This window comes from Vibrio sp. Vb1574, from assembly GCF_033338675.1.
The window spans coordinates 49,726-72,527 of sequence record NZ_JAWOTC010000018.1; the positions used below are offsets into that span (position 1 = coordinate 49,726).

General features: G+C 47.7%; 19 protein-coding genes and 1 pseudogene. 12 read left to right on the top strand and 8 right to left on the bottom strand.

Going from position 1 to position 22,802, the window contains the following annotated elements:
* The first annotated feature begins 216 nt into the window (after positions 1–216).
* Positions 217–1,245: a hypothetical protein gene (locus R7O12_RS13250; RefSeq protein WP_017633592.1), complete on the top strand. Its 1,029-nt coding sequence runs from the start codon at positions 217–219 to the stop codon at positions 1,243–1,245.
* Between the two features lie 79 nt (positions 1,246–1,324).
* On the opposite strand, the gene R7O12_RS13255 is transcribed toward R7O12_RS13250, so the two are convergent.
* The gene (locus R7O12_RS13255) at positions 1,325–1,651 is read right to left on the bottom strand and encodes a DUF4156 domain-containing protein (protein WP_017633591.1); all 327 of its coding nucleotides are present in this window, start codon (positions 1,649–1,651) and stop codon (positions 1,325–1,327) included.
* A gap of 224 nt (positions 1,652–1,875) precedes the next feature.
* On the opposite strand from R7O12_RS13255, the gene R7O12_RS13260 reads away from it, so the two are divergent.
* Positions 1,876–2,586 carry a biotin/lipoate A/B protein ligase family protein gene (locus R7O12_RS13260; protein WP_005373753.1) on the top strand — a complete coding sequence of 237 codons (711 nt, stop codon included), beginning with the start codon at positions 1,876–1,878 and terminating at the stop codon, positions 2,584–2,586.
* Positions 2,587–2,645: 59 nt separating this feature from the next.
* Here the strand turns inward: R7O12_RS13260 and R7O12_RS27295 are convergent.
* Positions 2,646–2,723: pseudogene (locus R7O12_RS27295) on the bottom strand (VOC family protein); the annotation flags it as partial.
* A gap of 148 nt (positions 2,724–2,871) precedes the next feature.
* Between R7O12_RS27295 and R7O12_RS13265 the strand changes: the two are divergent.
* Positions 2,872–4,440, top strand: a complete 1,569-nt coding sequence (locus tag R7O12_RS13265) for a DEAD/DEAH box helicase (RefSeq protein WP_171345902.1) — start codon at positions 2,872–2,874, stop codon at positions 4,438–4,440.
* A 91-nt stretch (positions 4,441–4,531) separates the two neighbouring features.
* On the opposite strand, the gene R7O12_RS13270 is transcribed toward R7O12_RS13265, so the two are convergent.
* Positions 4,532–7,411 carry an MGH1-like glycoside hydrolase domain-containing protein gene (locus tag R7O12_RS13270; protein ID WP_318125933.1) on the bottom strand — a complete coding sequence of 960 codons (2,880 nt, stop codon included), beginning with the start codon at positions 7,409–7,411 and terminating at the stop codon, positions 4,532–4,534.
* 220 nt (positions 7,412–7,631) lie between these two features.
* On the opposite strand from R7O12_RS13270, the gene R7O12_RS13275 reads away from it, so the two are divergent.
* Positions 7,632–8,543: a LysR family transcriptional regulator gene (locus tag R7O12_RS13275; RefSeq protein ID WP_318125935.1), complete on the top strand. Its 912-nt coding sequence runs from the start codon at positions 7,632–7,634 to the stop codon at positions 8,541–8,543.
* On the opposite strand, the gene R7O12_RS13280 is transcribed toward R7O12_RS13275, so the two are convergent.
* Positions 8,496–9,431, bottom strand: a complete 936-nt coding sequence (locus R7O12_RS13280; protein ID WP_318125936.1) for a LysR family transcriptional regulator — start codon at positions 9,429–9,431, stop codon at positions 8,496–8,498. The genes R7O12_RS13275 and R7O12_RS13280 overlap by 48 nt on opposite strands.
* 199 nt (positions 9,432–9,630) lie before the next feature.
* Between R7O12_RS13280 and grxB the strand changes: the two genes are divergently transcribed.
* Entirely contained in the window at positions 9,631–10,260 is a 630-nt protein-coding gene (gene grxB, locus R7O12_RS13285; RefSeq protein ID WP_318125937.1) for a glutaredoxin 2, read from the top strand.
* Between the two features lie 10 nt (positions 10,261–10,270).
* Positions 10,271–11,395, top strand: a complete 1,125-nt coding sequence (locus R7O12_RS13290) for an alkene reductase (protein ID WP_005392746.1) — start codon at positions 10,271–10,273, stop codon at positions 11,393–11,395.
* Between the two features lie 83 nt (positions 11,396–11,478).
* On the opposite strand, the gene R7O12_RS13295 is transcribed toward R7O12_RS13290, so the two are convergent.
* Genes R7O12_RS13295 through R7O12_RS13305 form a run of 3 tightly spaced genes read right to left on the bottom strand, consistent with a single transcriptional unit; the run spans position 11,479 to position 13,856 of the window.
* Complete coding sequence (locus R7O12_RS13295) at positions 11,479–12,537, bottom strand: zinc-binding dehydrogenase (protein ID WP_226083409.1); 1,059 nt, start codon at positions 12,535–12,537, stop codon at positions 11,479–11,481.
* Between the two features lie 4 nt (positions 12,538–12,541).
* On the bottom strand, positions 12,542–13,054 hold the full coding sequence (locus tag R7O12_RS13300; protein ID WP_226083407.1) for a 2,4'-dihydroxyacetophenone dioxygenase family protein: 513 nt from the start codon (positions 13,052–13,054) through the stop codon (positions 12,542–12,544).
* 40 nt (positions 13,055–13,094) lie between these two features.
* Positions 13,095–13,856: an SDR family NAD(P)-dependent oxidoreductase gene (locus R7O12_RS13305; protein WP_318125939.1), complete on the bottom strand. Its 762-nt coding sequence runs from the start codon at positions 13,854–13,856 to the stop codon at positions 13,095–13,097.
* Between the two features lie 131 nt (positions 13,857–13,987).
* Between R7O12_RS13305 and R7O12_RS13310 the strand changes: the two genes are divergently transcribed.
* Positions 13,988–15,010 (top strand): helix-turn-helix domain-containing protein, encoded by a 1,023-nt coding sequence (locus tag R7O12_RS13310; RefSeq protein ID WP_033906329.1) that lies wholly within the window; start codon positions 13,988–13,990, stop codon positions 15,008–15,010.
* 20 nt (positions 15,011–15,030) lie between these two features.
* Here the strand turns inward: R7O12_RS13310 and R7O12_RS13315 are convergent, their stop codons facing one another.
* On the bottom strand, positions 15,031–16,464 hold the full coding sequence (locus R7O12_RS13315) for a PLP-dependent aminotransferase family protein (protein ID WP_081886418.1): 1,434 nt from the start codon (positions 16,462–16,464) through the stop codon (positions 15,031–15,033).
* Positions 16,465–16,735: 271 nt separating this feature from the next.
* Between R7O12_RS13315 and doeA the strand changes: the two genes are divergently transcribed.
* From doeA to R7O12_RS13340, 5 genes are all read left to right on the top strand, one after another.
* Positions 16,736–17,923 (top strand): ectoine hydrolase DoeA, encoded by a 1,188-nt coding sequence (doeA, locus tag R7O12_RS13320; protein WP_005373780.1) that lies wholly within the window; start codon positions 16,736–16,738, stop codon positions 17,921–17,923.
* A 53-nt stretch (positions 17,924–17,976) separates the two neighbouring features.
* The gene (gene doeB / locus R7O12_RS13325) at positions 17,977–18,984 is read left to right on the top strand and encodes a N(2)-acetyl-L-2,4-diaminobutanoate deacetylase DoeB (protein WP_005373782.1); all 1,008 of its coding nucleotides are present in this window, start codon (positions 17,977–17,979) and stop codon (positions 18,982–18,984) included.
* A gap of 124 nt (positions 18,985–19,108) precedes the next feature.
* Positions 19,109–19,588 carry an Lrp/AsnC family transcriptional regulator gene (locus R7O12_RS13330; protein ID WP_005387046.1) on the top strand — a complete coding sequence of 160 codons (480 nt, stop codon included), beginning with the start codon at positions 19,109–19,111 and terminating at the stop codon, positions 19,586–19,588.
* Between the two features lie 155 nt (positions 19,589–19,743).
* A complete protein-coding gene (locus R7O12_RS13335) occupies positions 19,744–21,264 on the top strand; it encodes an NAD-dependent succinate-semialdehyde dehydrogenase (protein ID WP_213965405.1) in 1,521 nt (506 codons plus the stop codon).
* 41 nt (positions 21,265–21,305) lie between these two features.
* Positions 21,306–22,709 carry an aspartate aminotransferase family protein gene (locus tag R7O12_RS13340; protein ID WP_054576152.1) on the top strand — a complete coding sequence of 468 codons (1,404 nt, stop codon included), beginning with the start codon at positions 21,306–21,308 and terminating at the stop codon, positions 22,707–22,709.
* Positions 22,710–22,802: the final 93 nt, after the last annotated feature.

A 22,802-nucleotide genomic window follows, 5' to 3' on the forward strand; every position in this document is an offset into this window, starting at 1 on the left:
TATCTTTCAGTCAAAGACATCAACTTCGCAGCGTTAATGCTCTCAATTTCAGACACTTTATCAATCGTGGCTTAGCGGTTGATAAACGACTAAAAAAGCATCTGTGGGCATACCCACTACGAAGGGTTGACCAGAACCATTCTGAATGTCGCGAGCCAATCTTTTGATTGGCAATTACGTCAGTGAATCGCACCAAATGACAGAGGGGTTATCAGGATGAATACTCGAACCACGACAGGACTCGTCACCATCGGCTGGTCCGTTACACTTTCACTTTTTACCGCATTCGCCGGGTATGCCAATACGTCGCCAAACTGTAGTGACGTATTAGTGGGCAACACAACCGCCGCATCGCAAAAAATGATAGTTTTATTAGGCGAAGACATCACCAAATCTAACCGTATCACTACGGTGATTCCTGCCGAAAACAATCCATTTGTGACCGAAGAACTGGTTTCGGTTTCTAACGACGTATCGCCAAACGGTCGTCTTTCACAAAAGAGTTTGGAAGAGATTCGGAAAGTCCGCTCAAATCTAGAGAAAGCAGCACAGGAAGTAAGCCGATTACAGGGCACTTTTGAAGTGGCTTTAATCAGTTTGATTGATGGTTACTGCCAATTTTCTAATCATAAACGTACTCAACATGCCAAAATCGACTTTGACCATTTGGAAGGCCTCACTTTGTATTCAATCCCCGCTTTAATAGCAATGGTCGATCAGTCGTACTACATGGCAAAGAATCGAATCGCTAATGAGCAGAAACAGTTAAGCGACATTGAAAAAGAGAAACAGAGGCAGAAACAGCAAGCAACTGCGGCGGCAGCCGCTCGTTACCAAGACAGTAACGTACTTGTAAGAGTCGAGAACTTTGATGGCGCTAATGTGACATTTTCCGTTACTAACATTGGTTCACAAGGATCATTGCAACCAAATTTCAACTCGTTTAATGCATATCGCACAGAAAGTGGAGAATTAATCTACAAGTCAGAGTCTTTATTACACCTGGCGGATACTGCAGGTAACACACTTGAAACAATGGGTATCGCTGAGCTCTCATCACAAGGTGGAAGTGACATATCGATCTCTCCTGGAGAAACCCGAAAATTCGTTACTAGCATTGCTTCAGAAGTCGCGCCACATACGCAGTTGAGCTTAGAGTTTCCAGCCAAAGTGCTTAATACCGAGCGAGACTTTACATTGTCGTTTTCTGATACATCAGCGGTGGCGACAGCAAACGTTAATTAACGCAAAGTCTCCAGTATTTGTAGAACGCATCAAAGACAGGCGAGCAGCGCCTGTCTTTCAATTATGAGCAAGAAAATCGCTACTGTTTGCACTTGTAAGCATTTGCAAACATCGTCACTGACGTAGAAAAGCTCAACGGTTGATACAAGTACAAGGTATCTGCGCCTAAATCCACCGCCTTGATGCGCATTTGGTTTAGCGTCCCCCAAACCATGTCTTTATCTGCGTGAAACCAGTAATCGTAAAAGTGTCCTTCTGAGCCGATCACGGTACCCATTAGTTCACAGTTTTCAATCGCATTCACATTGTCCCAAAGCACCTGTACTTGCTCAGATTCTTGAGTTGGGAACGTCACACATCCCGTTAATGATGCCGCTAACGCGAGAGTCATCACTCGCTTTTTCATACTTATATCGCCAAAATTTTTCATAGATGGCAGATTTTATGAATGGCTGATGTGATGACTAGCAAAAACTTTTTATCGCGTGTTCAAGCAGAATTAATGGACAACGGAAAAGATCCAAAAGGTGATCATGCAGCTAGCGAGCAAAAGCCTAATCACTCAGACCTAGCAATAAAGCTGTATCTGAGATACAACAGTAACGATTAAATAGCCGCGAGGGATAGAGTTTGGTTGCTAAAAATAAGCTAATTCGCTACACAGCTACGGAAGTCGCTGATGCATTTGACAAAGAAGATGAGCTCATTAAACAAGTTCAGTCCAACCAACTCTCGCAAGTGCTATTGCTTTGGCAAGTAAAAAGTCCAACGCTCGTGCTTCCCGCGGGTAAGAAATGGCCAGTGTCTAATGAGTTAGAACATGCGTTAAATACGTCTGGCTGGAAGCTCTTTTCTCGTAAAACCGGTGGTGCCCCAGTCCCTCAGGTGCCAGGTATTATCAATCTATCCCACATTTACCACTGGCCAGAAGGCGAGCCTTACAACATCAAAAAAGCGTATCTCGATTTATGTGCAATATTAACGGTTTTCTTTAAACAGCTCGGCGTGAAAGTGGATGTTCATGCTACGCCTTATTCCTACTGCGATGGCGAGTACAACCTCAACATTGGCGGGCAAAAAGTCGTGGGAACCGCGCAGCGTGTTTTACTTAAAAAAGGCGGCGGACAAGTGGTATTGTCACAAGCATGCATTCTGATTGATGCCGACGTCGAGAAGATTGTCGAACCAGTACGAATGTGTAATCAGCTTTGCGGTCACAGCGATGATATTCGTGGTGATGTCCACACACCGCTCTTCCATCATGTATCCGACCGCCCATCGGTAGATTCGCTCTTTCAGCAATTGACGAGTGCGTTTTTAACGCATGCAAAAGCGGAGTAATGAAAGGAGCAAGCCTCCCCCACACTCCGAACAGCATTTGATAAACTAAAACTGCATACCGTGATAGCGATGTAAGAATGGGCATCGCCAACGTAAAACCATTCAATCGATCGACCAAACCAGTTATCAGTTTTGCCTGCCAAAAAGAAATGAGATCCAGTTCAAATATTTATCCATGACGGAATTAGTTGAAGCCTGCGCGTAAAAGCCTCAGAATGTCGCACTTTTCGCACCGATTTGTTTTCGGCGCGTTGTTATCTAACTCTACAATTGAGAATCATACATATGGGTTTTACCTCGTTAGGTCTATCTGCTCCAATCCTTAAAGCTATTCAAGAGAAAGGCTACGACACCCCTTCGCCAATTCAGGCAAAAGCAATTCCTGCTATTTTGGAAGGGAAAGACGTAATGGCAGCAGCGCAGACTGGTACAGGTAAAACTGCAGGCTTTACGCTACCGATTCTTGAGCGTTTATCGAACGGCCCTCGCGTTCGTGCTAACCAAGTTCGAGCACTGATCCTAACGCCAACACGTGAGCTTGCAGCTCAGGTGCAAGAAAACGTATTTATGTACGGCCGTCATCTTCCACTAAGCAGTGCGGTTGTTTTTGGTGGTGTGAAGATCAACCCGCAAATGCAGCGTCTTCGCAAAGGTGCGGATGTGTTGGTCGCGACACCAGGGCGCCTGATGGATTTGTACAACCAAAATGCGGTGAAGTTCGACCAACTGGAAGTGCTAGTGCTCGATGAAGCAGACCGTATGTTGGATATGGGCTTTATCCGTGACATTCGTAAGATCCTAGCTCTGCTACCAAAACAGCGTCAGAACCTACTTTTCTCGGCGACTTTCTCGGATGAAATCCGTGACCTTGCGAAAGGCTTGGTGAACAACCCGGTTGAGATTTCAGTGAACCCGGCAAACTCGACGGCGAGAACGGTTGAGCAAAGCATCTACCCAGCAGACGTGAAAAAGAAAGCACCGATGTTGGTTAAATTGATCAAAGACGGCGATTGGAAGCAAGTGCTGGTGTTTACGAAAACGAAACACGGCGCAAACCGTCTGACGAAGTTCCTTATCGAACAAAACCTACCGGCTGCTGCCATCCACGGCAACAAGAGCCAAGGCGCGCGTACCAAAGCACTGGCGGATTTTAAATCGGGTGAAATTCGTGTGTTGGTCGCGACGGACATTGCTGCGCGCGGTATCGATATTCCTCAATTGCCGCAAGTGGTGAACTTTGAGCTACCTAAAGTGGCAGAAGACTACGTTCACCGTATTGGTCGTACTGGCCGCGCGGGCGAAGTAGGTAAAGCGATTTCACTGGTGTGTGCGCTAGAAGCATCTGAGTTGTTTGCGATTGAACGTTTGATTCAAGAAGTACTACCACGTAAAGAGTTGGAAGGTTTTGCGCCAACCAATGTGGTGCCAGAATCTAAACTGGATACGCGCCCAATCAAACCGAAAAAACCTAAGAAGCCGAAAAAACCAAAAGCGCCAAATGCTGCAAGTGAAAACGCCCCAGCAGCCGAAAAGAAAGCAGGCAATGGTGCAAACAAACCTAAACGTCGCTTCAACGGTGGTAACAACGGCAACAAAAACAGCACCAACCAAGGCGGTGCGGGCAAGCCTAAAGGCAACCGTGAAGGCCAAGGTCGTGCAAACAGTAAACCAGATGACCGCAAACCTAACGGCAACAAGCCAAATGGCAATAAGCCGAATGGAAATAAACCAAACGGTAATAAGAGTGGCAACGCTGGTAAACCGTCAGGTAACCGCAAGCCAAACAATGCTAAACCTGCAGGAAACAAACCGTCAGGTCAGCGCCGTAAACCTCGTCCGCAGGCGGCAAACTAACCTGTAAACGGCCCCCGATAGCAAATACAACAAAGCCGCTGATAATCTCAGCGGCTTTGTTTTTCTTAGAACGCAGCTTTGTTAAAACAGCCTACATTAAAGGTGTGATTCGAATATCTGCGATTTGCGCTTCGTTCTTTTCACCCTCAATACCACCTGCGTAGATGTAGGTTTCATTCGATTTGAGGTAACTCATATTGAAGTGGTCCTTCAGCGCGACCTGATAGGTTTTTCCCTGCTCCAACGTCACCTCAATTGGCGTTGAGTAACGCATACCTTGGTTTTCACCAATATGGCCCATCTGCAAGTAACCTTGACCAACCACTTTACCTGCATCATCCAATACCTTTAACAATTTCACGGTGTTCGTGATGCCAGTATTAAGTTGCCCTAGGTTATTGTTGTACCAAGCATCGAACTGGTAAGTGCCCGTTAAAGGAGCTGTAAACGACTCTGCACCTTTTACGATACCACTGTCTTTGCGCACCGTAACCACTGAGACATTGTCTTTGAGTGGCTGATATTCGCCATCAAGTTTGATGCGGATCTCTTCACCGACACAAACCGGCTGGCTTGGGTTAGAACGGAAGCCTTTATCGTTAATGCTTTCAGCCAAATAACAAGCAAAACCTGTTGGCGTATCGGAATAAGATTGAGCAATCACGTTCTTTTGAATCAGCTCGCCATTGCGATACAAGTTCACGTTGTACTTGCTCGTCACGTCAATCGAAACCGAATTATCAACGCTTTTTACCACCAATGTCGGCTCTTGCGGAGAATAAACACGGCTGTCTTTACTCACATACGGTTTCACATCAGAAACTAAAGTAATGCTGCTATCTACATTCACAAGCGCGCCTAATGTCACGTGGAAATGCCCCTCTTCGTCCATCGTGACATTCTCAACTGGGTAGTAACCTGTTTCATCTTTGCTTACTTCAGGCAAGTCAATCGTTACCGAGTAGTTCTTTCCTTTGAAGGCAAAGTTTTCCAAAGTGATTTGTTCAGACTGAGCCAACAAGTTATTGCGCACCCAACTTGTGATAAATGGCTGCACTTCCAACTTACCCGTTTCGGTATGAACGCCGAATAGGGTCTCTACCACCATGTTCAAGTAGCCACCCACAGACCAAAGCTGACGCTGAGAGTTAATCACTGGGCCATCCATGCTTGGATCTTCACCATGATCACTATGGATGATGAATGACTTACCAGAAAGCCACTCTAAGTTTTCCATGTTGGATAAATTAGTTGCCGTGCCACGAACCAACGATTGAATCGCATTGTTCGCCGCAGCCACGTTCTGTGTTTGATGCGCGGCGCGCAAGCTGTACGCGGTAACAAATGGCCAAATTGCGCGGTTATGGTACACAGGCACATCCGGTTGTTGAGGGAAGTAAACCGGCACGCCAAACTCACTGTGTGGGTAATTGGCCATGATTTGTTTCGCCTGCGCATCACTTGCCACGCCACTGATGATCGCAAGTGCTTCGCCCAACATGTCGTATTTGTCGACCGCGATGTCTTTGCCATTGTCAAACAAATAGCTTACGTACATACCGCGTTCGGCATTCCAAAACTGCTCGTTGATAGCGGTTTTTAACTGCTCAGCCCAATCGGTGTATTTGACCGCGCTGGTTGAGTCGTACTTCTCTGCCAACTTAGCCGCGAGATGAATCGCGCGGTAGTGAACCACGTTTGTCGATAACGCTTTGCTGCTACCAATCGCATTTACATCGTTTGGCGTCCACGTTGAGTAAGTTTGCTCACGCCAATCAAGGAATGATTGCTCACCAGTGTATAAACCAGATTTCGCATCAAAAGCCGCCAAGCGATCGGCTTCAAGTGTATTACTGATCGCTTTATATGCGCGCTCTGCAAACTGGTTGTACTCTTCCCCATCCAATGCCGAAAGTAAGCGTTCTGCACCAAGCGCCCAAGTCGTGCGGTCGGTACTGATTGGCCAGCTGCCGCCCGTGCCCGTGTCTTGCACAATCTGCTCGCCATCGTATTGCTGATCGGTCGTGTCGCGGAAAGCAGACAATTTGAAATTCAAACCATTTTGCACCCGAGTTGGATTCATCAATGCAAGCGAAAGGTCTGCTGCGTACGCCAAATCACGCGTCCATACGTAATGCCACTTCGCGCCCGTCTCAAAAACTTCCGCTTTGATTGGGTTGTTGTAGTTGTAATTGCCGTCTTTGATTTCAGAAACGGCAAGCTGGTCTAGCTCTTTCATCGTCAATGCAAACAACGCGTCAAACGCGACATCACCCGACACCACTCGCGGCCCTGTTTGCTCATTAATCACTAAGCCTTGGTCGAGCGCATCACGCAATTCTGTCGTCGTTGAAATACCAAATTCACGCAGTTCAGCTTTAGGATCTTTCACCGAGAAAATCACGGTATCACTCGAGTCATCGTAATTGGCGAACAGTTTCACTTCTTTATTCTGATGCCCTTCATGCACCATTGCAGGGTCGAGAATCGCATCAGAGTAGTATTTTTCCGCTTCTTCTTGCGTTGCTTTCGTCACAGTCATTGTCGCACGACTTTCATCGGCAAAGCTCACAGAAAACTTGTAATACCCTTTGTCTTCAAACGTGATCTCAGAGTTGCAATCATCGTTCATACACGCTTCATTCGTGTCAGGTTTTGGCAGGTACTCTTGAGCTTTATCGAACGCCGCGGGCTCCTCAAAATAGGTGTATTGGATCTGCCAACCCGGATCAGCAATCTTGAACTGATTGCTACCTCGAGCGACGCGCAGTACGGTTTCGTACTCGTTATTACCCAAATAGTTTAGCTTGGCATGCTCTGCCGTGCCCCAATCCCCATTTAAACCACGTAAATATAAGTCGGCTGAAATAATTGGTTTGTCGACTGACACTGGCGTATCAGAGGAATCTGACCCACATCCAGCAAGACCAATACAAGACGCGACAGCAAGCGCAATAAAACTCGGTTTCATGTTCATCCCTTAGATTGTTGTATTGGCGACAGTCTAAAGAACACCTTTTTGAGGGGAAAATAGGAAGTCAGGAGCGAGCTATAGATAACATCTATACGTCAAACCCCAACAGTGATGTAGATCTATGAAATGCGCATAATTTCAATCAAATGAGATTACAGATTTGTGATTTATAAATGAAATTGTGCAAAATACCCCTCGTTCTTAGAGGGGAAAGAAAATGGACAAATCTCTGCAGCAATTTTTACTGGTTGCACGCTGCCAAAGCATCAGCGCTGCGGCAAGAATGGCAGGGTTAAGCCAGCCAACGGTAACAAGCAATTTAAAGAAGCTGGAAGAGAATCTCGGCGTGACGCTTTTTGAACGTCATCCTAATGGCATGGTGTTGACCGAATACGGACGCATCCTCTATCGCCATAGCAACGCGATGCAGCATGAATACAACCAAATGATGCAAAGCATTGATGAACGGAAACAGTACCAAGTCGGAAAAATTAAAATGGGCACTGGCGATGCGTGGTGGCCGCTGTTCGTCAAACAAGCACTCAATGAACATCTGACCAAGCAGCCATCGGCATCTACACACGTCGAATTTGGCAACCACTTAGGCTTGATGGATTCATTAATCAGCGAACAGATTGAATTCTTCATCGGCCACGAGATTGTCGGCTTGTCGTCTAAATGTGATGTTACGTTTATTCCGCTATTTCAAACGGTTGATGCCTATTTTGTTTCCCCAAACCACCCACTTCTAGGGAAAACCGTCACCGAAGATATGCTGCACGAATACCCCGCTCTTTCGGTCACTTATGACGCTAAGAAATTCGCTCACGTCATCGACAACCCAATCCCGAAACAAAATGAACGCGAAAGGCAGCAACTGGATGACAGACCGACTTACGAAGTGGATTCTCTGCTCGCCAGTATTGATGTACTGAAAGAAAGCGTCGCGGTGATGTCTTATACCCGCCACCTGCAATCGTATTTGGAATCCTTTGGCTTACGATGCTTAACCATGGAAAACGAACCAAACCCTGGCACCGTCGGGATTTATCGCCACCGCCGAGAAACCTCGGAATCGCATCTAGATCTGATTGCGGGCATCACTCAGCGCGCTAAATTGCTCAACTAGAAAGTCCAAAAACAGGCGAACTCTTTTCGGTTGATATTGGCGGCTCTGATAAATGACATGCAGATCCGCTTCAGCGCCTTGCGAGAAGGCGCTGAAGTTTTTCATATACCCATCCAAAACCGTTACTAAACGTTGTTGTTCTAGGTCTTGCTGAATATCTAAAATCGATTTCAGCGCAATCCCCGCACCGTCCAACGCCCATTGTCGAATCACTTCACCATCATCAGAAAATCGCTTTGGCGTGACCGTGATCGTTTGGTGAGAATCTTCATCTTTAAAGTGCCACGTTTTTAATTCTTCATTGCTGCGCACCATGGCTAAGCAGCGATGAACCGCGAGATCTTGAGGACAGTTTGGGATACCTTGCTTCGACAAATAGTCAGGTGATGCGCACAGCACGCGTTGACTCGACGCCAGCCTGCGCGAAATGAGATTGCTGTCCGCTAACTCGCCATAACGAATCACCAAATCGAGCCCCGATTCAGCCAAGTTCGATAAATTGTCATTAAGATAAAGATAAGGCGTCACATCCAGATATTGCTCAGAAAAAGCCGACACCATCGGCGAAATAATTTGTTTGCCAATATCTCGTGGAGCTGAAATTTTCAACGTTCCGCGCACTTGCGAAATACCCGTTTGCAGCAAGTTTTCCGTCTCTTTCACGCTATCAATGATGTTCAGACAAGCTTGATGGTACATTGCCCCTGCGTCCGTGAGTGATACGTGGCGTGTGCTTCGGTTGAGCAGCTTTACGCCATAGCGTTCTTCTATCGCTTGCAGCCTTGCCGTTACCGTCGCCGGAGACAAACCTAACTCCCTTCCCGCCGCTGCCAGACCTTGATGTTTAACGATGCTGACAAACAACGTCATATCCGAAAACTTATCCACCTTCGCGCCCTTATTATTTGGAAAAACTGAATAATCAATTCAGATATTACCCAATTATCAAATTAAGTCGAATCCATATACTGGCCCTATCGACATTGTTTAGACCCAGAACGTTATGTGACAGGGCAAAGTTAAACGCCGTAACGCTGTACAACGCACAACAACACGCCCTGCCCAGCCAAGAGATAGGAAACAAAAAATGAAACTGTACATTTATGAACATTGCCCCTTTAGCGCCCGCGTCCGTTTTGTTGCAGGCATGCTGAATATTCAGCTCGATGTCATCAACATTGCTTATGACGACGAGAGCACCACCACAAACCTTATCGGCGCAAAACAAGCTCCTCTTTTGATCAAAGACGATGGTGAAGCCATGGCGGAAAGCTTAGACATCATCAACTACTTCCTTGAATTGGCATCTTCCAGCGAAAAAAGCCAACCCTCAACACCGGTTTTAGACTGGCAAAAACAAGCGTTTTTACCGCTACAAAAAGTCGGGTATCCGCGTTGGTCAAACGTGACGTTACCGGAATTTGCAACAGAAACCGCTAAACAAGCATGGCGTGCAAAAAAAGAAACCGAAGCGTTAAATTTTGAAGCTTTGATTAACGATACACCTGCGATTGCGAAAGAAGTCGCCGCTTTGATAGAACAAACTAAACCCTTGCTCAACCTAAGTTCAGAAAAGCAAACGTCACTGGTTGATCAAGCCATTATGTTTTCCATTCTACGCGGCTTTTTCAGTGCGCCCGAAGTGCAATGGGATCCAGCCGTACTTCACTGGATGGCAACCGCTCGTAAAGCGACCAACGTGCCAGTACTTATCTAAGGAGCGCATCATGAAACAAAGAACAAATAAGCTGTTTGAACCAGCTCAACTGAAAGCGTTGTCACTACAAAACCGCATTGTCATGGCACCAATGACTCGCGCACGCACCACTCAGCCGGGCAACATCCCGAATGAGATGATGGCAACGTATTATCAACAACGCGCTTCTGCCGGGCTGATCATTTCCGAAGCCACACAAATTTCGGACGATTCTCAAGGCTATTCGTTCACCCCTGGCGTTTACACCGATGCTCAAGTGGCGGGCTGGCAGGGTGTGACCCAAGCGGTCAAATCACAAGGCGCAGCGATGTTTTGTCAGCTATGGCATGTGGGCAGAGTGTCTCACCCAACATTCCAAAATGGTGAACAGCCTATCGCGCCATCTGCGCTCGCTCCGGTAGAGACGCAAGTTTGGATTGCAGATGAACAAGGCAACGGCAATATGGTCGATTGTGTTGAGCCTCGCGCCATGACACAAGCGGATATCAACCGAGTTGTCGGTGATTTCGCGAACGCAGCCAAACGCGCTATTGAATCGGGTTTTGATGGTGTAGAAATCCATGGCGGGAATGGGTATCTGATCGATCAGTTCTTAAGAACCAACTCAAACCATCGAACAGACAACTACGGTGGTTCACGAGAAAATCGTATCCGTTTTCTTATCGAAGTAGTGGATGCAGTTATCGCCGCTGTTGGTGCGCATCGAGTTGGGGTGAGATTGGCACCATTCATTACGTTTAAAGATATGGACTGCCCAGATATCGTGCCAACGATCCTAGAGGCATCAAAACAGCTACAGGAGCGCGACATTGCCTACTTGCACTTGTCCGAGGCCGATTGGGCCGATGCACCAACGATTCCCGAGACGTTTCGAATCGAACTTAGAAAGCGCTTTCGCAACGCTATCATTGTCGCAGGTCGCTACGATCCTCAACGAGCAAACGAAGTGTTAGAGAAAGGCTACGCGGATCTTGTCGCATTCGGACGACCATTCGTAGCAAACCCAGACTTGGTCTCTCGATTGCAACATCACCATCCGTTGGCAGAACTCGATGGCTCAACGTTGTTTGGCGGAAACGAACGAGGCTACACCGATTACCCTGCTCTGCAACAGGAATGCGCAGAACAGGCCTAACAAAAAAAGCCCCAACCTAGCTGCTACGGTTGGGGCTGTCACCAAACTAAAATTGGTTTTAGCTAGCTTAATCTGGCTAAGAGTTAAATCACTTCTAACGCGCCGCAGCGCCAAGGTTCAATAACGACTTTGATGTGGTCATTTGGCGTCATTAACTGTCTAAACGCATCTTCCACACCATCGATTCCCACTTTGGCGGTGAGCATTTTCTGCCAAGGCAACGTGTGTTCGGCAATCGCTTGTAGGCATTGCTCAAACTCGTGCGGTTGGTAGTAGTAAGAGAATCTCAAATCGAGCTCTTTTACCGTCGCGTACGCGTAGTTAATGATTGCGGGTGTAGTATGGATACCCGAGATAACGATTCGCGCTCGGGCAGGGGCGCGGCGCAGAAAATCGTCAATCAAAGTATGCTTGCCAACACACTCGTAAATGACCAGACGTGAGTTCATCGCGTACTGCTCACCAACGGCGATCTCGTCTTCCCTGGTCGGGTTGATCAATCGATTTGCGCCAAACTCACTAGCAAGTTGCAGTTTCTCTTCCTGAAAATCGACCGCAAGAATATTGCTCACGCCACGTTGTTTCAGTGCAGCAATCACCGCCAGCCCTATAGGGCCGCAACCGACAACCAGCGCGGTTTCTTCCGTTTCGATTTCACTGCGATTGACCGCGTGCAAACCGACTGCCAGTGGTTCGGTCAATGCCGCCGCCTCAGACGGCATTCCGTCTGGGACAGGTAGCAATAACGCTTCATCAAGCAGGAAGTACTCAGAGTAAGCACCATAAGTACCTGGAGTGACACCAACGCCCGCGCCATTTTGACTGAGCAACATCGGCACTGAGGTGACTCGGCGACCAACAGCCAACGTCTGCTGAGTGTCAGCACCGTATTCGACAATTTCCGCACAGAACTCGTGCCCTAACATCACTTGAGCGTGCTCACCGGCTTCATCAGGCATCAACCCGAGCTGGTGGAATACATCAAATACCTCATCCGCGTGTCGAGTAATGTGAAGGTCGGAGCCACAAATACCGCAAGCTAGACTACGAACCAACACTTGTCCCGCTGAGGGTTTGGGGATTCCGACTTGCTTCAGGCGGACACTACCATTCTGCATTACGATACTGTTCATCTGTTGCATGGGGTTACTCCGCTAGCTCATCGCTGAGGCCAGCAATGGCACCCGGTTTGATGTAGCGCGCGGTGAAGCCTTGTGCTTTCGCTGTTGCAATAACAACCTGCTCAATCCAACCCGCATCCATGATATTGATGAAGTTACCTTCTTCGTCAAAGTTAATGTTTGCACCTTGGATCACCATAAATCCGTCGGCACCGCCTGAGCTTTCAGGGCAGTGGAAGGTATGAATCGAACCGCCTGGCTCATATAAGTAGCTGCCTGCGGTTTGGAGTTGGTCTGGGTACTCGATGTAGTGCCAAGCGCCACTTAGGGTGTAGAAGTGCACCACACCAGTGTGGTAGTGCTTAGGCAGAGTGATACCCGGTTTGAATTTGGCGCGAACCACCCAAGTACCGTTTTCTGGGTCTAGAAACAACGGGTAAACATCAACACCCGGTAGCGCGTCTTTGATGATCGACTCTTCATTAGTATTAAGAGTTAATAGGAAATCTTGATGCTGAATAACTTCTGGTAATGACATAACTTACATCCTCGCTATTGCTGTAATGTGGCGTACTCGCCTATCCCATAAGTGGGTACTTAAAATTCTCGAAACCGTCAGATGCGCTGATGGTACAACCGTTGATACAGTTGGCTTTCTCGCTTACCAGAAACGCCACCACATCAGCAATCTCTTCTGGTTGTGTGAAGTTTTGACGCATCTGTTCTTTGCGAATGTGGTCCCACAGGCCAATCTCTTCGTATTGCCTTAACATCGGAGTATCAACGCGTCCCGGAGCAACGGCGCAAACACGAATACCCAATGGTGCGAGTTCTAATGCGGCGCATTTGGTCATCATATCGACTGCGGCTTTACTGACGTTGTAGGTAAAGGTCATCTCAGACGCCATTCGTGCGTAAACAGAAGAAGTATTGAGGATCACGCCCGGCGTGCCTTGCGCTTGGAATTGTCTTCCAGAGGCAAGAATGCCGTAGTAAACGCCATTTTGGTTGACCTTTGAGATCGGCTCAAAATCGGCAATTGGGTCGTGGTCAAGCAGAGGTTTCGGTGCACCGATGCCCGCGTTGTTGACCATGATGTCAAGCGAGCCAAACTGTTCGACCGCATGCTTGACCATGGCTTCCACTTCTTGGTATTCGGTGACGTCTGCAACAAATGTTCGTAGCTGCTCTGCATCGAAGTCTTGATACACATTGAGTGATTGAGGGGAAATGTCGACAGCAAGTACTTTCGCGCCTTGTTCCAGCAGCTTGTGAATAATGGCTTGGCCAATTCCACCTGCAGCGCCGGTGACAATCGCGGTTTTATTGATAAGTTCCATACGGCTTCTCGTTCATGTGTTGTTGTTATCAAAATGTAACCTAGATCAACTCACTGACACTCACTTGACCTTTTGCGAAGTAAATTTGATACATTACGATTTACAACCTGTTAACATTTAAAAATCGAGACATGTATATCGTACGAAGTGGCGCTGCCGATAAATTTGATAGCTTGGTTTCCGAACTGGGGCAGAATCCGGTTGAGATTATGGCTGCCGTCGGGCTGTCTGCGGCGCAGTTTCGCAATCCCGATACGTATCTCGCCTACCCTAGGCTGGCTGAATTGCTGGAGGAAGCGGCTGCTCGTTGTCAGCAACCGCTGTTTGGCGTGTTGCTCGCCGAGCGTCAAAACCTACAGAGCTTGGGAGACTTGCCAATGCTGGTTTCCCGGGCGCAAACGGTCGGTGAAGCCTTGGCGCGGGTGAATGATTTTCTCTATCTGCATTCGTCAGGAGTCACTCTCAACATGACCCCACAAGATGATTGGGTACGGTTGTCGCTCAATATTGATGTGCACAGCGAACGAGGTATCGCACAGCTGATGCAGCTCAGTGTGTCGCACTTAGCCATGTTTGTTGCGAGCTTACTTGATATTGAAGCGAGCTACTTCACTTTACACCTTACCCAACACGCAAGCTTCGAGGCAGAACAGAGCGAATTTGCCCAGCAGAACAAACTGCGTTTCGGTGATAAGTTTGACGGTATCCTACTTAAAGCGAGTCTGCTTAACGCTAAGAACCACCAAGATGAAGACGCACTAGAGCGCCATTTTCAGCAGCACCTCAAAGAGCTGCAAACTCGTTACCCCAACAATCTCAGTGACCAAGCAGCAAACATGATTGGCCGTCTGCTCTCAACCGGAGAATGCAGCGTTGAGCGCGTTGCAAGAGCATTGGATCTGCATCCGAGAATGCTGCAAAACAAGCTGAAACAACAGGGCACAAATTATCGGCAGCTTTTACAACAAGTGCGTCAGGATTTCGCCGAACAGCGATTGCATGAGAATATTCAGAGTATTACCGATATCGCGTTGCAACTGGGCTATGCAGAAACTGCGGTCTTCAGCCGCCACTTTCGTCGCTGGACGGGAAAATCGCCAAGGCGATGGCGACAAGAAAAAACTCAGTTACAAACGTTTAAGCCCATCAGTTAAAAGCATAGATAACCTATCGCTCAGACCAAAAAGTGTGAGGTGGGAGGGTTGGTATCGAGAATTTCAGCAATCACAGATAACCCGTGTTTGATGTAGCCTCGATTAGTCTCTGCTCCCAAACTGATTCGCACGTAAGGCATTGGCTGATTAGTATCGAGAACAAACGGTTTGTATCCCGTGATCTGCACCCCTGAACGCTTAGCCGAAGCAACCAGGTCATCGCTATTCCACTGCTCGGGTAGTCTCAACCAAATATGCTGTCCATTCGGGTGCGAGCTATAAACATGCCCTTCTAAAGCGGCTTTTGCTATTCGCTGTCGCTTAGCAAACTCATTGACTTGAAAGCGAATAAGTCGATTTAACGTACCGTTTTCGATCCACAAATGAGCGACTTCAAATGGTAATGGAGTCGCAGACCAACTCGTAGCCGCTAAACGACCAATCGCGTGCTGCAGAAAATGACGTGGGACCGTCAGATAGCCAGTGCGCATGCCTGGCGCTACAACTTTGGTTAAACTGGTGACATAGAAAGCTTGTTCGGGTAACAATGTGGCAAGGGGTGGGACACGGTTAGGTTCTAGTGCTCCATACACGTCATCTTCAATGACATAGATGTCGTATTGCTGCGCAATATTCGCTATCGCCTCTCGGCGTGCAACATCCATATGCGCACTAGTCGGGTTAGCCATGCTCGGTGTGCAACACAATACCTTGATTGGTTTGTGTTTACATGCCCATTCAAATGCATCCGGCGTTATACCAAACTCATCCATTTCAAGTGGTTGCAACTTAAATCCAAGCATTCTCGAGCGAGAGATCAAGCCATGATCAACCAAGTGACCACAAGCAACTAAATCACCGTGTTCAACAACTGTGCTTAAAGCCAACGTTAAACCATGGCATGCACCATTTGTGAGTAATATTTGATCGGCACCCACATCCAGCCCTTGGCTACTTAGAAATCGTACTCCTGACTCAATATGATGAGGCTGACCTGTTACCGGCTTTGCTTTACTGATCAAACCACGATTGTTTGTTTGCCCAGCAATCTCCATTAACGCCTGATTAAAAAGCGTAATGTGGCGATCGGTCACCACTGGATGTGCAATCGACATATCAATTTCATCCGGCGTTTCTTTCATCTCTTGTGTCAGCATGAACTCCGTGTCCGTACTTTCATCCACAAAACCTGATTTGACAAAAGTACCATTCCCAACCCAAGACTCGATCGCCCCTTTTTTCTCTGCATAACCATATGCATGGCTCACCGTTTGTACGCTGACGCCAATTTGCTCTGCAAACTCACGATGTGTGGGTAATCGAGTTCCCGGTTTTAGATAACCACTGCGGACACATTCGACAAGATAGTTACCAATGGAGATGTATTTAGCGGTGCCTGGCCGAACGATCGGGTTCAAAGAAATTGTCATGACACAATATTTTAATTGATTCATTTTTAACGCTCATTGTAACTTCTATTTAACAAATGGCGAACTTTAACTCACAAAACGAGGTAAAATGCACAAAAATAAACCACAATTGTAATGATTGACATGAAATGTATGGGTTAAACAAACATGTTAAACAGCATCGTTCAATCCAAATACAACCCCAGAGGTAAATTGCAATCATTTTTAACGCAGATCTGGCTAGCTGGTAGAAGGTAGAAATACCTCAGCGTCTCCGAAGGCCCATAAGGCGTCGGATTTCTAACAAGGAGAAAATATGAGAGGCGTTGCTTTGCATTTTACACTGGATGAGTTCCAGGATCGGTTAACGAAAGTTCGGCAATCGATGGAAGAAAGAGAATTGGATGTCCTTATCATTCATGACCCTTCTAACATGGCGTGGCTGACAGGCTATGATGGGTGGTCTTTTTACGTGCCACAATGTGTCGTTGTTGGTCCATCTGATGAGCCAGTTTGGTTTGGACGCTGCCAAGATGCCAACGGAGCATACAGGACTGCGTATATGTCGGCAGAAAACATCACCTACTATCCAGACCATTATGTAATGAATCCGCCGCTACACCCGATGGATTTCCTGGTCGAAGCCGTACTGGCTCCGCGCCTTTGGGATCGTGGTCGCATCGGTGTAGAAAAAGATAACTATTACTTTAGCGCCACCGCTTACGAATCACTCACCACGCACCTACCGAATGCTCAACTTCTCGATGCAACTGGACTAGTCAACTGGTGCCGCGCCGTTAAATCCGATCAAGAACTGGCGTACATGTACCGTGCCGCTCGCATTGTTGAAAATATGCACCGTGTCGCGTTCGACATGATTGAACCAGGATTACCGAAACACCACCTTGTTGCCGAGATTAACCGCCAAGCCGTGCTCGGGCATGAAGACCACTTTGGCGATTACACCGCGATTGTGCCGCTTTTGCCATCAGGTTCTGATGCTTCCGCACCTCACCTGACTTGGGATGACAGACCCTTCAAGAAAGGCGAAGGGACGTTTTTTGAAATCGCAGGGGCGCACCGCCGTTACCATTGCCCACTCTCACGCACTATTTTTCTTGGCGAGCCTGACGACAAGTTTAAACGAGCCGACGAAGCCCTAACTCTAGGACTTGAAGCGGGCTTGAAAGTGGCAAAGCCCGGAAATACCTGCGCCGACATCGCCAATGCACTAAACCAGGTTCTCGATAAAGCGGGATTCTCACGCGAAGGCGCCCGTTGTGGCTATCCAATAGGTTTGAGCTACCCGCCAGATTGGGGGGAACGAACCATGAGTTTGCGAGACACCGATAAAACCATCTTGAGAGAAGGTATGACATTCCATTTTATGCCGGGGCTGTGGTTCAAAGATTGGGGGTTAGAAACAACGGAAAGTATCGTCATTACCCATGATGGAGCAAAAACATTGTGTGATTTTCCACGCCACTTATTTGTTAAACACTAATTTTCAAACCTTAAGCTCTGTTGAGCCAGGTCTGAGAACTAAAAGGACTTGATATGCAAAAAAGCTCGATCACAGCCACCATAGACTTTGACCGAGAAGGTGTACAGCACGGCTTTTTAACGCTGCCCTATTCACATGACGACTCCGCTTGGGGCAGTATTATGATACCTATCACCGTGATCAAAAATGGTCACGGACCAACCGCACTGCTTACTGGCGGTAATCACGGAGACGAATACGAAGGCATCACCAGCCTGCTAAAATTGACGAACTCGCTTCAGGCAGATCAAATCCAAGGTCGTGTCATTATTGTACCCATGATGAACTTACCTGCGGTACAAAATGCCTCACGTACGTCGTTTATCGATAAAGGGAATTTAAATCGCAGCTTTCCTGGCAACCCCATAGGCACAGTGACCGAGAAAATTGCGGATTATTTTACTCGTTACCTAGTTCCTAAGTGCGATTTTGCGTTAGACATTCACTCAGGTGGTAAAACGTTAGATATCGTGCCGTTCGCCGCTGCCCATCGTCTCGACAATCTCGATCAAGAAGAAGCCTGCATATTAGGTGCAAAACTGTTTGGCGCACCTTACACCATGATCTTGCTCGAAATGGACGCCACCAGCCTGTATGACACTGCCGTGGAGTCTCAGGGAAAAATCTTTGTTACCACCGAACTCAGAGGAGGCGGAACCAGCACTCCAGAAACAATCGCTTATTCCGACCGTGGCATTCGCAACTTCTTACGCTTCTCAGGCAACTTGCCCGGTGACTACGAACAACCAACCCAACCAACTAAGTTATTAGATATGCCAGATGCAAGTTGTTATGTGCAAAGCCAACACCACGGCATCACAGAATACTTATTTGATCTTGGCGATACCGTCAAAAAGGGCGATGTATTAGTGAGAATCTTCTCGACCGAGCGCACAGGTACCGCCCCCGTTGAGTACAAGTCACAGCGCAATGGTATTTTCGCGGCACGTCGTTTTCCTGCTATGGTGAATATCGGTGACACTATCGCAGTTATAGCCGAAGACTGCGGCGAGATAGGCTGATTGAAAAGCCAACTAAAGAAATCAAAACAAATGGCATACCAGAAGCAAACTGGAAAGCACCTTATAACAGCGACCAGTCATCAGCCTTTCATGAAATGATTAGTATTCAACAGGGAGACTCATAATGCGCCTCGATCGCTACGACGTAAAAATTCTACAAATACTTCATGATAATGGTCGTATCACCAAATCTCACCTTGCCGAGGCCATCAACCTATCCGTGAGCCCTTGCTGGGAGCGCGTCAAAAAACTGGAAGAAGCAGGCATCATTGAAGGTTACGGAGCAAAAGTAAATACCGATATTTTGTTCAAACGAACGTCGGTTATGGTTGAAGTTACGCTCAAAGAACACAACGCCCAAGCGTTCAAACGCTTCGAGCAACTGGTTCAACATTCACCAGAAGTCACTGATTGCTATGCCACGGGCGGTGGTATCGATTACATCCTTAAAATTCAGTCAGAAGATATCGACCAATATCAGCGGCTTATCGACAACTGGTTAGACTCAGATGTGGGCATTGAGCGCTACTTTACTTACATTGTGACAAAAACAATCAAACGTGATGCGGGCACATTCGAAGTAAACCAAAACGCTTTGTTATAAAAGGGAAAATGCGTATCGGGCGTGAACAGAAAAAACACCATATTTAACGGCACTAAAAAGAAAGTTCTGACGTTTTAAACCTCGGTATCAGAAATTATTTCGGTCACTTCTCCATTACAGTTTCATTATGGACAACGATGCTGGGAGAAGGACTCATGACAGCACTGCACAGCTTACACGCTGAAGAATTAAAAGCCTCGCACGACATGATGGCGATAATGAAAGACGTACGTTTGGTGAGAGGTTTAGCGTACGTGAATGGCAAATGGGTAAGTGGTGATCAATTTCATCCGGTGGATAATCCAGCAGATGGCACGGTCATCGGTTACATCACTAAGCTATCTCAGCAACAACTCTATCAAGCGATTGATGAAGCCGACCAAGCCTTTCGTCAATGGCGAAAAATGCAAGCAGAAGAGCGCGCTGAAATTCTCATGCGTTGGCACGACCTGATTCTAGAATCAAAGCAAGATCTTGCCCATTTGATGGTGATGGAGCAAGGAAAAACACTAGGTGATGCTGTAGGTGAGATTGACTACGGCGCATCCTTTGTTCGTTGGTTTGCCGAAGAAGCACGCCGCTGTTATGGCGAAACCATCCCAAGTCATATTCCGAATGCGCAGCTATCAACCGTGCGCGAGCCGATTGGTGTCGCAGCACTGATTACGCCATGGAACTTTCCTAATGCCATGATCACACGCAAAGCCGCTGCCGCACTAGCAATAGGCTGTCCGGTGCTCATTAAGCCCGCCAGTGAAACGCCTTTTTCTGCGTTAGCGTTGGCAGAGTTAGCAGACCGAGCTGGCTTTCCACCTGGTGTCTTTAACGTGATCACTGGCGATGCGGTGATGGTGTCACAAACCTTGTGTCACTCCGATAAAGTCAAAGCGCTCTCGTTCACAGGCTCAACTCGAGTAGGCAAACTATTGCTACGCGACGCGGCACAAACCGTGAAGAAGTGCAGTATGGAACTCGGTGGTAACGCCCCTTTCATCGTGCTGCCAGATATGGATATCGAGCAAGCAGCCAAAGCCGCCGTGGATGCGAAGTTTCAAACCGCAGGACAAGACTGCTTGGCCGCAAACCGTATTTTCGTCCCTGACGATAAGTACGAAGCGTTTTTGGAAGCGTTTGCCAAAGAAATGAGCCACATCGTTTTGGGCAATGGCTTAGACGAAAAAACCACCATGGGACCACTTATTAATCGCACTGCGGTGGATAAAGCGCATGATTTGGTGCGTGACGCGCTCGACAAAGGCGCGCGATTGGTAGCGGGATACCACCAGCCCGTACCAGGCGAAAACTTCTTCGCGCCGACATTGCTAGCCGATGTAACCTCTGAAATGGCGGTGTATCGCGAAGAGAATTTTTGTCCTGTGGCAGGCGTATTGCCTTACCAAGACTTAGATACCGTGATTGAAATGAGCAACGACACTGAGTACGGCTTAGCTGCCTATGTTTATGGTCACGATATTCACCAAATTTGGCACTGCATGCGCGGTTTGGAGTTTGGCATGGTGAGCGTGAACTCCGTCAAAATGACAGGGCACCCTATCCCATTCGGCGGCGTGAAACAGTCTGGTCTTGGACGAGAAGGAAGCCGTCACGGATTTGAAGAATACAGCGAAATCAAATACTGCTGCTTAGGCGCTTTACCAACCGTCAGTGGCAGTTGAGGCACGAAATATGGATATCCAATTATTCGAGGAGAAGGATCATGAGTAACAAAACCCAACAACTTTTAGAGATCGATCGTCAGAGAGTATTTCATGCCTCAACCCACCTGAAGCAGTATGCGGCCGGGGAGCTTCCGGGAAGAATTATCTCGAGCGGAAGCGGAATACGCATCACCGATTCAGAAGGCATCGAGCTGATAGACGGCTTTGCCGGGTTGTATTGTGTAAACATTGGCTATGGCAGGACCGAAATGGCCGATGCGATTTATGAGCAAGCCAAAGAACTGGCGTACTACCACACTTACGTCGGTCATACGAACGAAGCGCTCGTGACACTGTCAGATCGCATCATCAAAATGGCGCCTGAAGGCATGAGCAAAGTTTACTACGGCATGTCAGGCAGCGACGCGAACGAAACTCAACTTAAGTTGGTGTGGTATTACAACAATGCTCGTGGTCTACCAGAGAAGAAAAAAATCATTTCGCGTGACCGCGGCTACCATGGTTCAAGTATCGCGTCCGGTTCAATGACAGGTTTACCGTTGTTCCACGCCCATTTTGATTTACCACTTGAGCGTATCAAACACACCATCGCGCCATATTATTATCGCCGTGAAGACGAGAGTATGTCTGAGCTTGAATTCTCTCAATATTGCGCAGATCAACTCGAAGCGATGATCTTGGAAGAAGGCCCAGAAACGGTAGCAGCAATGATTGCGGAACCAGTGCTCGGTACTGGCGGTATTGTGCCACCACCAGCAGGGTACTGGCAGGCGATTCGCAAAGTACTCGACAAATACGATGTACTCTTGATTGCGGATGAAGTGGTGTGTGGCTTTGGTCGCCTCGGCTCCGATTTTGGCTCACTCCACTACGACATGAAACCAGATCTCATCACGGTAGCGAAAGGGTTAACCTCAGCGTATCAACCGCTGTCTGGCGTGATCGCCGGTGAACGAGTTTGGAGTGTGCTAGAAAACGGCACCGACCAATGGGGTGCTATCGGACACGGTTATACCTACTCTGGTCACCCAATGGGAGCGGCAGCCGCGAACTGCAACCTCGATATCATTGAACGTGAAGGCCTGGTGCAAAACGCAGCCGAAGTCGGCGCTTACTTGCAGCAACGCATGGCGGAGACGTTTAACGATCATCCATTGGTCGGTGATACTCGTGGCGTTGGCTTGTTGCATGCGTTGGAGTTTTCTTCAGATAAGCTCCGCCGTGCACACTTTGATCCAAACTTGAAAGTAGGCCCGCAAATCGCGGCGGCCTGTTTAGAGCAAGGCTTAATCGCTCGCGCCATGCCACATGGTGACATCCTCGGATTTGCTCCACCGCTTATCGCGAACCGTAACGATATAGACACCATTGTCGACAAAGCGCATCAAGCGGTAAACAAAGTGATGGATAACCTCGTCACATCTAAACAGTGGCAGCCATAACCCACCTAGATTTCAGTAATGCTCGCGGGCTTTGGAGAAGGCCCGCTTTGCACTTTCCATTAAAGAGACAACAAGCCAACCAAACATTTTAGA

Coding starts and splice junctions, on each gene's coding strand:
- R7O12_RS13340 (WP_054576152.1), top strand. CDS start 21,306: ATGAGTAACAAAACCCAACAACTTTTAGAGATCGATCGTCAGAGAGTA.
- R7O12_RS13330 (WP_005387046.1), top strand. CDS start 19,109: ATGCGCCTCGATCGCTACGACGTAAAAATTCTACAAATACTTCATGAT.
- R7O12_RS13275 (WP_318125935.1), top strand. CDS start 7,632: ATGGACAAATCTCTGCAGCAATTTTTACTGGTTGCACGCTGCCAAAGC.
- grxB (WP_318125937.1), top strand. CDS start 9,631: ATGAAACTGTACATTTATGAACATTGCCCCTTTAGCGCCCGCGTCCGT.
- R7O12_RS13315 (WP_081886418.1), bottom strand. CDS start 16,464: ATGAATCAATTAAAATATTGTGTCATGACAATTTCTTTGAACCCGATC.
- R7O12_RS13310 (WP_033906329.1), top strand. CDS start 13,988: ATGTATATCGTACGAAGTGGCGCTGCCGATAAATTTGATAGCTTGGTT.
- R7O12_RS13335 (WP_213965405.1), top strand. CDS start 19,744: ATGACAGCACTGCACAGCTTACACGCTGAAGAATTAAAAGCCTCGCAC.
- R7O12_RS13255 (WP_017633591.1), bottom strand. CDS start 1,651: ATGAAAAAGCGAGTGATGACTCTCGCGTTAGCGGCATCATTAACGGGA.
- R7O12_RS13300 (WP_226083407.1), bottom strand. CDS start 13,054: ATGTCATTACCAGAAGTTATTCAGCATCAAGATTTCCTATTAACTCTT.
- doeB (WP_005373782.1), top strand. CDS start 17,977: ATGCAAAAAAGCTCGATCACAGCCACCATAGACTTTGACCGAGAAGGT.
- R7O12_RS13295 (WP_226083409.1), bottom strand. CDS start 12,537: ATGCAACAGATGAACAGTATCGTAATGCAGAATGGTAGTGTCCGCCTG.
- R7O12_RS13290 (WP_005392746.1), top strand. CDS start 10,271: ATGAAACAAAGAACAAATAAGCTGTTTGAACCAGCTCAACTGAAAGCG.
- R7O12_RS13305 (WP_318125939.1), bottom strand. CDS start 13,856: ATGGAACTTATCAATAAAACCGCGATTGTCACCGGCGCTGCAGGTGGA.
- R7O12_RS13265 (WP_171345902.1), top strand. CDS start 2,872: ATGGGTTTTACCTCGTTAGGTCTATCTGCTCCAATCCTTAAAGCTATT.
- R7O12_RS13270 (WP_318125933.1), bottom strand. CDS start 7,411: ATGAAACCGAGTTTTATTGCGCTTGCTGTCGCGTCTTGTATTGGTCTT.
- doeA (WP_005373780.1), top strand. CDS start 16,736: ATGAGAGGCGTTGCTTTGCATTTTACACTGGATGAGTTCCAGGATCGG.
- R7O12_RS13250 (WP_017633592.1), top strand. CDS start 217: ATGAATACTCGAACCACGACAGGACTCGTCACCATCGGCTGGTCCGTT.